Genomic DNA, 9530 nt, shown 5'->3' with positions numbered 1-9530 from the left:
TTTCTTCTATATAAAGAATAAAGGGGATATTCTTTATGACAACTTACTTAACGGAATACGCACACTTCACAAACAAACACGATTTGGACGCAGCAACAAGGCAACACGTACTCACACACTGGAACGGAATGAACCAAACTGAGCGGGCTGTTCTTGATATGATCCGTCGCTACTCTGTTAAATATGGCGCTGCCCACTTGAAACACGAAACCATCGAAAAGGCCATTAAGAAATCCAATGCTACTGTACGACGTGCCATTCGCAAGTTAGAAAAACTCGAAATCATCGATAGGATTCACTATATTCGTCCCATTATGAGCGGTCTAGGCGCTAACATTTATGTCATTAAACCTACTAATGACCAGTCGAAATTGAACACCCCAGTGAGTGACGAAAAGCCTTCTGCCAGTAAGGCGGAACCTGCTAAACCACAAAACGAAGCTTTTCTTTCTAAAGCGTTAAGTACTAAAGATCTTAATAGAACGTCTCCTCCGGAAATTGTGCCTACTACACTTTTCGGTAAGATGAAATCTTTTCTTTCTTCCACAATCGGAGAGAGTAAATTAGCACGCAACTTTTACGGCGTATACCGGAAACAGTCCCTGCAAATGCTGAAATTCAGTATTCACGAAGACAAAGGGGAGCTGTTCGAGCAATTAGCTATGCAAGCACTTCGTATTGCGATTCAAACGACAAAAGTGAAAAACATTCGAAATCTGCCCGGCTATTATTCAGGCGTTTTGCGCGAACTCATCGACAAAGCTTTATTCAGCGAGGCTTTCATGGATTATGACGTGCCATTCGAGGGGTTTTTCTACCGGTAGTTGTCTTTCAACACGAGGAATAGTTGGTCCAGAACTTTTGACCATGAGAAAGGCACCTATTCTTCAGGTTCAAAGCGTTTATATCTGGATTTACAGACATTTCTGGTTCTGCTTCTTTGGATTTCTGACGCTCAGATACTTCTGGTTGTTAATCCTTAGGTTCCGGATTCTCGGGTACTTCTGGCTTTGGATCTTTAGGCTCTGGATTTCCAGGTATTTTTTAGACTCTACAATTTAATGATCATACCCCTTCCTTCTTTTCTGGATAGTCGGTAGTGAATTTTTTTAAACATCTTAGTGTTACAGCTATAAATAGAAGGGTAGCCACTATCGCTAACCCAGGAGGGCTCTTTAGAAAACTTACTATGTACCCAGCTTTAGGTATATGAAATTGTAGAGACCCAATAACCAACTCTTTTGGAATAAGGTCTTGATCGCTACTATTATTTGCATCTCCTTTTGTTTGAAAAAAAACGTCATTCTTTTTGTCAACGACATCTACAATTCTGTGCGTGATTAACGTATTATTGCTATTTTTGAACATGATTATGTCATTCACCTTTGCTTTCTCTGCGTTAAAAGTCTTAACCACTATTAAATCCCCAACTTTAAGCCCCGGTTCCATACTCCCCGTTAAAACGGTCATACTGATGTATCCAAATACAGAAGGAGGTTTTCCAGGTATCTTACTTGAATGCCATAATGAATAGATAGATGCAAACGCTACGATTATTAGTAATGTAGCAATACTACTTCCTATCCTTCTAAAATATTTTTCCACTACCAATAATCCCCTTTTTTAATTCATCAAGTCATTTTTCAATCTCCTTTGGATTCATAAACTAACAAAGAAAGTTAAATTTTCATTGCGGTAGTTGAAGTATTGAAATTTGTTTTGAAACGGGGGTATGGAGCATGTCCCACTTAACGCCTGTAACTCGTTGGTGACATTACTTTATGATGAATACGAATCTTTTATTCCACCGACTTACAACAATTTTGAGTTGCGGGGTAATAATCTTGCAATCGAAAAATTATAAAAGCGCACTCCGCGGAGTGCGCTCAATGCAATATCCTTATTTGAAGTAACAGCATACAGCTATTCTTTCAGACGTTCCTGTTCTTCTAAATGCTTGCGGAGTCGGATCAAATAGTCCGGTGCATCCATAGGATCAGTGACAATCATTTCAATCATGCACAGTTGGCTCGTTTGTGCTTGCTCCACTGCAACAATTGCCTCATCCAACTCTTGATTGGTACGCACCGCAACCGTGAACGCCTTACCGCCAAAGGCTTCAGCTAGCTGCGTATAATTCCAGTCCGGAATCTCGTTGTACTGCTGGTTGGACGTTAAAACATTCAAATACTTCTCAATCGTGTACCCGCTGTTGTTGAGGATGAACAGAATTGGTCGACAGCCATTATCCAGCATCGTGCTGATTTCTTGAACCGTCACCTGCAGCGAACCTTCTCCCGTAAACAGCAGCACACGCCTGTCCCGTTCCGCGATGCATGCCCCGAATGCAGCAGGTGTTGCATAGCCGATGCTTTGCCAACCTTGCTGGCTAATATATTCGGCTCCTGCCGGAAGTCGCACCTGTGACATGCCGTACGACAAGGTTCCTGTCTCAACCACAACAATGTCTTTGTCTTTCAACATCCGCTGAATGCGTGGATAATACGTAGATGCCTGGATTGGTTGCTCCGGTTCGCCGGATATTTCATCATAAGGGAAGGAAACCTGAGGTAAAGCGCCGCTTCGGGACCAACCACAATCGTTCAAGGCAGCTATGAGATCTGCAGCCATCACCTGCTCGTACATGGATTCCCCGACCCGTACATACTCGGGCTGAATGTCGATGAGACGAAGACGATTAAGTTTTGCCGTTTCCTTCGCGGAATTTGTGTCGTTCCAAATCATGCCAACCGCAATCACACAGTCTGCGCTTTCGACGATTGTCCTGACCTGATCACTTCCTAGTGCTCCGCCGTACACGCCGATGTAATTCGGATGTCGTTCATCGAAGCTACTCTTGCCCATCATAAGCGAAGCAGCCAGTAAGTTTAAATTCGACGCGAGCTGCTGAACGGAATCTCTGAGTCCATAGCGGAGCGACAGCATATCTGATAAAAGAACAACATTGTTCGTCCCGTTCAACAATCTCGTTACATGTTGAATCGCTGCCTCAAGCGCAGGTTTGTATGTCGTAACTTTTTTCACTTCTGGAACAGGGCGTTGGACGATGGGCTTTGTGACCAAGTCCATAGCTACCATCAAATAGACCGGCTTGCTTTTTTGTTTAGCTATACGGATTGCTGCTGTAATCTCCTGTTCGGCATTTTCCGGCGTCACGATTGCTGTGTATGCGCTCAGATGCGAATACACTTGCCGGAATACGTCAAAATCGCCGTCCAAGAGAGAATGGTGCGCTAGTTTATGCGCTTGCTGATCCATTGATTTGGGCGCACCGACGATATGTATGAGGGGCACAAATTCACTGTTCGCACCCGCAATAGGATTGCAGGCGCTCATCTCGCCAACGCCAAAAGTTGTAATGAGCGCTGATAAGCCACGAAGTCGTCCGTAACCATCAGTTGCATATCCCGACCCCAGCTCGTTACGTCCATTTATGAAACGAATTCCATCATATTGCTCCAATGTATCTAGAAGGCTAAAATTATAATCTCCTGGAACGCCGAAAACTTCGGTAATGCCTTCTTCTTTCAGACTGTCGAAAAGATACTGCCCGAGTGTGGGCGAATGTGTTGGAATGGGCTGTTGCATTTTAATTTAGTCCTCCTTTATGTTTTCCACTGGGTAGCATAGTTCCGAAAACAATGGAGATTTTCTGTAGCTACTCTATTTATCTAAATTACCCCATTTCCGCCTACTTACTCCTAATTCCCAACGGGTATTTCCATTCATACGAAAGAAACACTACAAAGAGCCGCTGTAGTGTTTCTTTCGCAAATGTTTCCTATGCTGTTTTTCTTCCTATTTGAAGGGGTACATTAAACTAAGTACGTAAGACGAGAAATGAATCACACCCAAAAGCTTTGCGAAACCTACGGGGTATTCGCTTCATCTTACTGCTCTTTCACAATCCCATTGACTTCGTTCAACTGCTGCTTCATCAAATCTAGCTGCTCTTTGTTTTGCTGGACTGAATTTGCCGGCTCATCCTGCTGTTCTGCATGTAAGAACGCCTTGTCCGCACGTGATATCGAATTGAAAGCATGCTCAACTGCAATTTCTTCTGGATGTGTCATTGCTTGCTTCACCGCACGATCCGCCTTTTGAACGGAGTTGCTTAAAAATGTGTTGGGGTTATCCTTCTTCCAACTTGTTTCAGAGCGCTTAGCCATTTTTACCTCTCCCTTCCTGCAAATAAAATTAGTTACAGCGCGCTTAGTATTGTGAAATATTCTTAAAGTATGCGCGGCTCAGGCTATTTCAATTTAAAGATAAGGAATTAATTTAACTTCAAAACAATGCATGCCTTCCGCGGTCTTAGCTAATACTACCCTCGAACAGGAGGGTACAAAATGGAGGAAATTACGTATTCAGAAGCCGTATTACAGGAATACAAAGTTGGCATGGGCAGTTTCGCAGAAAAGTTGCCGGATGTGGCCAAGGCTTTTCATGCATTCACCGAGTCGTGTTTCGAAGACGGCAAATTGAAGCAGAAAGACAAACAGCTAATCGCACTCGCCATTAGCGTGCACGCTCATAACGAATATTGCATCCTTTACCATACAAAGGGTTGCCTGGATGCGGGTGTTACTGAGGAAGAAATGATGGAGGCAATCGGAGTGGCTGCAGCTCTAGGCGGCGGTTCCGCAATGAGCCAAGGCGTAACCATTTGGCAAGATGCCCTCGAAGACTTTACAGGAATCGTTCAATAACAATGAAAAGGAACAAATCCTGTCAAATGGATTTGTTCCTTTTTTAGTATGATAACTATGAGTTGAGTAAACCCTAAACTATAAGCCCCAATCCAATTTCAGAAAGTCTTTTAGAATTTTTAACTGTCCAGGATCTAACTTATTTGCGATTTCTGTTTCTAAATTTGCCTTCAACGACTCATTTTTTTCATAACACTCTTCGCCTAATTGAGTTAATCGTATGCGTTTGTTTTTTTTGTTATTTTCCATGTTGTTAATTTCAACTAAGCCTTTTGCTTCCAAGCTTTTAATGACTTTATGGGTGGCTTGCCTGGATATATCCACATGTTTGGAAACATATGCAATCGTAGACTGTTTTTTATAAACTCTCGCCATGATGAACCACTCGGAATTAGACAAATAAATATCACTGCTGGCATTCCATCGTTTTTCTGTTATTTTTCTCAGTTGAAGATGTCGTTCGCTTAATATATCTATTAAATCTAAGTTTTTAAATTCCAAATCCAACCATTTCACCCCTAAAGATATCTTTGCACCTACTATATAAAACCACTACTCCATTGTCAACCAAATTGACAATTTAGTGAATTTGGCGTAAAATGAAAATTGTAAACTAAATTGACGATTGTAGAGTTGGAGGCTAACAGGTATGTTTAATATTGGAGATGTAATTATTTATTCGTCACATGGATTATGTCAAATTGACGATATATGCGAAAAAACCTATGGTGACAGTACGGGAACCTATTATGTATTGCATCCACTTGATAATGCGAGATTAATCATAAATATCCCTATTGATAGTGAAAAAATTGTCATGCAGAACGTCTTAAATAAAGAAGAAGCGGAAGAGATTTTGATTTCCTTCCAACAGCCAGGCATCGAGTGGATAGAGAACGCAAGAGAGCGTACGAAAAAATATAAAAGTCTTGTAAACACAGGAGACCGTACTGTAATTGCTCAAGTGGCAGTTACGTTAATGGAGAAAAAGCGCGAGGCGGATGAGGACGAAAAGAAACTCGATGGAGATGATCGAGCTCTTTTGGCAAACATAGAAAAAATTATGTATAAGGAATTAGCGGTGTCGTTGGATACTTCTTATGAAGAAATATCTAAAAAAGTTAAGCACTTGGTTAGTAAATAAGGAGTAAGTGATCGGTGCAAGAAAAAGCGTAAAGCCCCAGTTCCCCAGGGCCTTACGCTTTTTTTTGACGGCTCAAGTAAAATACTCCAACTTCGCATTCGGAAAGTACTTTTCCATATATCCGTATAAATACATCTTTATTTCATCCTCTTCGTCCTTTTGGTAAATATACTTACCGATTCCATACTTGCCCCATTTGTAGCGTCTTTTTTCTTCATCTAACTCCAGTTTTGTCTTTGGGTAGTTCTTTTCAATCACTTTTTTTGCGGGCTTCGTAAACCGGTGTTGAATGAATTCAAATGTTATGTCGTCTCTTGCATCTTGCGGTAATTCCTCGTCAAGTCGCTTAAACAAGTGGTGGTAGCCTTCCTCCCAGCCTTCGTGAAGGTAGATGGGCGCAACGATGAAGCCTAGTGGGTAACCGGCTCTTGCCACTTTCCCTGCAGCCTCGATTCTTTTATCCAGAGGAGATGTGCCGGGCTCGAAATTCTTAATGACGTAATCAGCGTTTACGCTAAATCTGAAGCGCGTATTGCCATTATGCTTGGCATCCAGTAAATGGTCGACAAAATGGAATTTCGTCACAAAACGCAGCCTACCTAGTTCTGTTTGACCAATATGTTCAATTGCTCTCTTTAATGAATGGGTCAAATGGTCAATTCCCACAATATCGGATGTACACGCAGCTTCGAACCGGGTAATCTCGGGTGCGCGTTCTTCGATGTATTGATCAGCCGCTTCTAAAATCTCCTCCACGTTAACGTAAGTTCGAATATAGGGTTTGCTGCCCATCGTCGTTTGTAAATAACAATAATGACAATGCCCCATACAACCGGTCGCAAGTGGGATTGCGTATTCAGCTGATGGCTTGGACGTATCGAATTTCAACGTTTTTCTTATGCCTACAACCAAGGTGGACTTTGCGATACGGTATTTTTGAGCGTCCGTATCACCCGGTAAATCCCGAATTTGATTATGTGATGTCGTAAAACGTGTTTCAATCCCCATGTTCTCGAACTTTTCCTTTAGTTCTTTGCCAAGCGGATAATCAAGCGCATTTGGCTCAAAATAAACAAGCTGTGGTGTAAAGGGTTTATTCATACCGTGAATTACCTAATCCATAATTAGTATCCATATGATCACCTTTCTCCTTTTTGTATAGCTTGTCTTAAAAGTGAGAAATTATGAAAATGGACTAAATAAAAGGTACCCGTGCTAACATAATTCGAAATTGTATCAGAACTCTAAATTTCCCTAAACAGCCTTCCAACCACTTATACATTCACATCGAAGAATAGATAAGGCGATCGTCTACAAAGATTTGACAATGCGTTCTCACGATTGAACCTATTGAAACCTTGATATTTTCATATTTACCAGCTTCAATCTCTACCTTCCCGAATAATCTTGAACTGAACCGAATTCCTATTTGTTGGTCTTGTAGTACCCCGTCAACAAACAGTTTTTCACCGCCAAACCAAGTGTTTTCCACACGAATACTATGGCCAATAGCAAAGTCCTGATAACGCTGCATCCGTCCCCACTCAACCATATGCTCATACTCCGGGTGGTCGGGATTAGCAAGAAACACTAGCACACAATTCATCCATACAGGGTAGATATTTACCTATATATTGATTTCAAGTTTATAACTATTTAATTATATTATATTATTCAAATAATATCTTGCACAGCATCTAAAATGGAAGCTCACATTTAAAAAAGACTAGCAACTGAGTCGCTAGTCTTTCTAATTGTTTATTAGACAAGTTTATGTTCTTGGATAAAATCTTTCAAAATACCTTTTAAGTTCGGACCGCTTATTTCATCTAAATCGTAGTGTACACGTGTACACGGTTTATTAATAGAAATGATACGTGTTAAATCGATTGGTGTGCCAATAATCACTGCATCACAGTCGGCATTATTAATCGTTTCTTCAAGATCTTTCAATTGCTGTTCGCCGTAGCCCATCGCTGGAATCACGTTTCCAATATGTTGGTACTTGTTGAACGTGTCAGCTAGTGTACCTACTGCAAATGGACGTGGGTCAATGATTTCCGCCGCACCCAAACGTTCTGCAGCAACTGTACCCGCGCCAAGTTTCATCTCTCCGTGTGTCAACGTCGGACCATCTTCAACGACTAACACGCGTTTTCCAACAATTCTCTCCGGAAAATCGACTGTAATCTTGGATTCAGCTTTAATGATTTTGCTATTTGGACTTGCAAATTTAATATTATTTTCGACGATTTGAACAGATTCCTCTGGTGCACTATCCACTTTATTAATGATGGCCACATCAGTTGTTCTGAGGCATACTTCGCCAGGATAGTATTTCAATTCATGGCCTGGGCGATGTGGGTCCAAGACAGTAACAGCTAAATCAGGCTTGAAGAATGAGAAGTCATTATTTCCCCCGTCCCATAAAATAACGTCACAGCCATCTGGATCATTTTCAGCTGCAGCCAAAATATCTGCATAATCCACGCCAGCATACACAATATTACCTCGTGCTACATGTGGTTCATATTCTTCCATTTCTTCGATTGTACAATTATGTTTCTTTAAATCCTCAACTGTAGCAAAACGCTGAACACGTTGTGCATTTAAATCGCCGTAAGGCATCGGATGTCTCACTACAATGACTTTTAAGTCATCCTCCAGTAGCGTTTCGATCACTTTTCGAGACGTTTGACTTTTTCCAGTTCCAGTTCGCACAGCGCAAACAGAAATGACGGGCTTATTACTCTTTAACATCGTGCTGTTTGGCCCTAGCAATGTGAAGTTAGCACCCGCTGCATTGACAATCGCAGCTATGCTCATTACATCATCGTAACGAATGTCACTATATGCAAAAATACATTCATCCACTTGTAGCTCTTTAATCAGCTCTGGTAATTGATCTTGTGAATAAATCGAAATTCCTTCGGGGTAAAGTTCACCTGCTAATTCGCTTGGATATTTTCGTCCATCGATATCCGGAATTTGTGCCGCTGTAAAAGCAACAACATTAAATGCCTCATTCCCGCGATAATACGTATTAAAGTTGTGAAAGTCTCTTCCTGCAGCACCTATGATAATAATATTTTTTCTTTCCATAGCAATCTCTCCTATACTTACAATGTCTTAATGTTGTTATAATTATAACAAGTAATGCATAATAATACAACTTTATTTTCATAAGTGCTAAAAAATAAAATATATGGAGCTCAGAAAAAGTCAATCCCTACGAATTGTTCTTGTACGGCAGACACGCTTTTCCTTGCCTAATGCTTGCTGTACCTCCCTTTACTGTATAAGGCGGTGTTTCCGGCGAAATATTCATAACTAAGAGCCGGGTTGAATAATCATTATAAAAGAGTTCATCAAATGAAGCAGTTATGTGTGGATCCGTATTTTCATAGACCCTTTTTTGTAATTCTTCTATCTCTACATTAAATGGGATCCCCAATAAAACATTGTCTAATCCCCGCACTTTGTCGGCCACGCCGAAAACAACGCTGCCCCCGCCGCCATTTGCCATACAAACTGCATATTTAATCATTTTATTGATATTTTCCTCCAAAGCACTATAATTCCATTGTTTAAAGTCTAGATCCTGCGCTTCAAAATCATCTGCAATATGATGATTCAATTACTGAATGATCCACATG

General features: G+C 41.1%; 11 protein-coding genes. 3 read left to right on the top strand and 8 right to left on the bottom strand.

Translation table 11 applies throughout. The annotated features are described in order from the left end of the window. Positions 1 to 35 precede the first annotated feature (35 nt). Positions 36 to 824, top strand: a complete 789-nt coding sequence (locus tag AC25Y5_RS15135; RefSeq protein WP_488141021.1) for a helix-turn-helix domain-containing protein — start codon at positions 36 to 38, stop codon at positions 822 to 824. Between the two features lie 241 nt (positions 825 to 1065). Here AC25Y5_RS15135 and AC25Y5_RS15130 read toward each other — a convergent pair whose 3' ends face one another. The 3 genes from AC25Y5_RS15130 to AC25Y5_RS15120 all read right to left on the bottom strand — a co-directional run bounded on the left by AC25Y5_RS15130 (position 1066) and on the right by AC25Y5_RS15120 (position 4190). Continuing rightward, positions 1066 to 1605, bottom strand: a complete 540-nt coding sequence (locus tag AC25Y5_RS15130; RefSeq protein ID WP_488141020.1) for a signal peptidase I — start codon at positions 1603 to 1605, stop codon at positions 1066 to 1068. Positions 1606 to 1923: 318 nt separating this feature from the next. Then, entirely contained in the window at positions 1924 to 3609 is a 1686-nt protein-coding gene (locus AC25Y5_RS15125) for an alpha-keto acid decarboxylase family protein (protein ID WP_488141019.1), read from the bottom strand. Between the two features lie 302 nt (positions 3610 to 3911). Then, entirely contained in the window at positions 3912 to 4190 is a 279-nt protein-coding gene (locus AC25Y5_RS15120) for a hypothetical protein (protein WP_488141018.1), read from the bottom strand. Positions 4191 to 4370: 180 nt separating this feature from the next. On the opposite strand from AC25Y5_RS15120, the gene AC25Y5_RS15115 reads away from it, so the two are divergent. Continuing rightward, positions 4371 to 4730 (top strand): carboxymuconolactone decarboxylase family protein, encoded by a 360-nt coding sequence (locus tag AC25Y5_RS15115; RefSeq protein ID WP_488141017.1) that lies wholly within the window; start codon positions 4371 to 4373, stop codon positions 4728 to 4730. 78 nt (positions 4731 to 4808) lie between these two features. Here AC25Y5_RS15115 and AC25Y5_RS15110 read toward each other — a convergent pair whose 3' ends face one another. Further along, positions 4809 to 5237, bottom strand: a complete 429-nt coding sequence (locus AC25Y5_RS15110; protein ID WP_488141016.1) for a MarR family winged helix-turn-helix transcriptional regulator — start codon at positions 5235 to 5237, stop codon at positions 4809 to 4811. 142 nt (positions 5238 to 5379) lie between these two features. Here AC25Y5_RS15110 and AC25Y5_RS15105 point away from each other — a divergent pair, with 142 nt between their 5' ends. Next, on the top strand, positions 5380 to 5874 hold the full coding sequence (locus AC25Y5_RS15105) for a CarD family transcriptional regulator (RefSeq protein WP_488141015.1): 495 nt from the start codon (positions 5380 to 5382) through the stop codon (positions 5872 to 5874). Between the two features lie 72 nt (positions 5875 to 5946). Here the strand turns inward: AC25Y5_RS15105 and splB are convergent, their stop codons facing one another. From splB to AC25Y5_RS15085, 4 genes are all read right to left on the bottom strand, one after another. Continuing rightward, complete coding sequence (splB, locus tag AC25Y5_RS15100) at positions 5947 to 6975, bottom strand: spore photoproduct lyase (RefSeq protein ID WP_482101714.1); 1029 nt, start codon at positions 6973 to 6975, stop codon at positions 5947 to 5949. A gap of 181 nt (positions 6976 to 7156) precedes the next feature. After that, complete coding sequence (locus tag AC25Y5_RS15095; RefSeq protein WP_488141014.1) at positions 7157 to 7471, bottom strand: hypothetical protein; 315 nt, start codon at positions 7469 to 7471, stop codon at positions 7157 to 7159. Between the two features lie 164 nt (positions 7472 to 7635). After that, the gene (locus AC25Y5_RS15090) at positions 7636 to 8976 is read right to left on the bottom strand and encodes a cyclic 2,3-diphosphoglycerate synthase (RefSeq protein WP_488141013.1); all 1341 of its coding nucleotides are present in this window, start codon (positions 8974 to 8976) and stop codon (positions 7636 to 7638) included. 127 nt (positions 8977 to 9103) lie between these two features. Then, positions 9104 to 9511 carry an RNA-binding domain-containing protein gene (locus AC25Y5_RS15085; RefSeq protein ID WP_488141012.1) on the bottom strand — a complete coding sequence of 136 codons (408 nt, stop codon included), beginning with the start codon at positions 9509 to 9511 and terminating at the stop codon, positions 9104 to 9106. Between the last annotated feature and the right edge of the window lie 19 nt (positions 9512 to 9530).

Source organism: Sporosarcina sp. Y1011 (assembly GCF_057669885.1).
Note: the sequence above shows the minus strand (reverse complement) of the source record. Positions and strands in the feature narration are given on the sequence as shown.

Bases quoted from the DNA above. Each gene is read 5' to 3' on its own strand.
- AC25Y5_RS15135 (WP_488141021.1), top strand. From the start codon at position 36: ATGACAACTTACTTAACGGAATACGCACACTTCACAAACAAACACGAT.
- AC25Y5_RS15125 (WP_488141019.1), bottom strand. From the start codon at position 3,609: ATGCAACAGCCCATTCCAACACATTCGCCCACACTCGGGCAGTATCTT.
- AC25Y5_RS15120 (WP_488141018.1), bottom strand. From the start codon at position 4,190: ATGGCTAAGCGCTCTGAAACAAGTTGGAAGAAGGATAACCCCAACACA.
- AC25Y5_RS15115 (WP_488141017.1), top strand. From the start codon at position 4,371: ATGGAGGAAATTACGTATTCAGAAGCCGTATTACAGGAATACAAAGTT.
- AC25Y5_RS15105 (WP_488141015.1), top strand. From the start codon at position 5,380: ATGTTTAATATTGGAGATGTAATTATTTATTCGTCACATGGATTATGT.
- splB (WP_482101714.1), bottom strand. From the start codon at position 6,975: ATGAATAAACCCTTTACACCACAGCTTGTTTATTTTGAGCCAAATGCG.
- AC25Y5_RS15090 (WP_488141013.1), bottom strand. From the start codon at position 8,976: ATGGAAAGAAAAAATATTATTATCATAGGTGCTGCAGGAAGAGACTTT.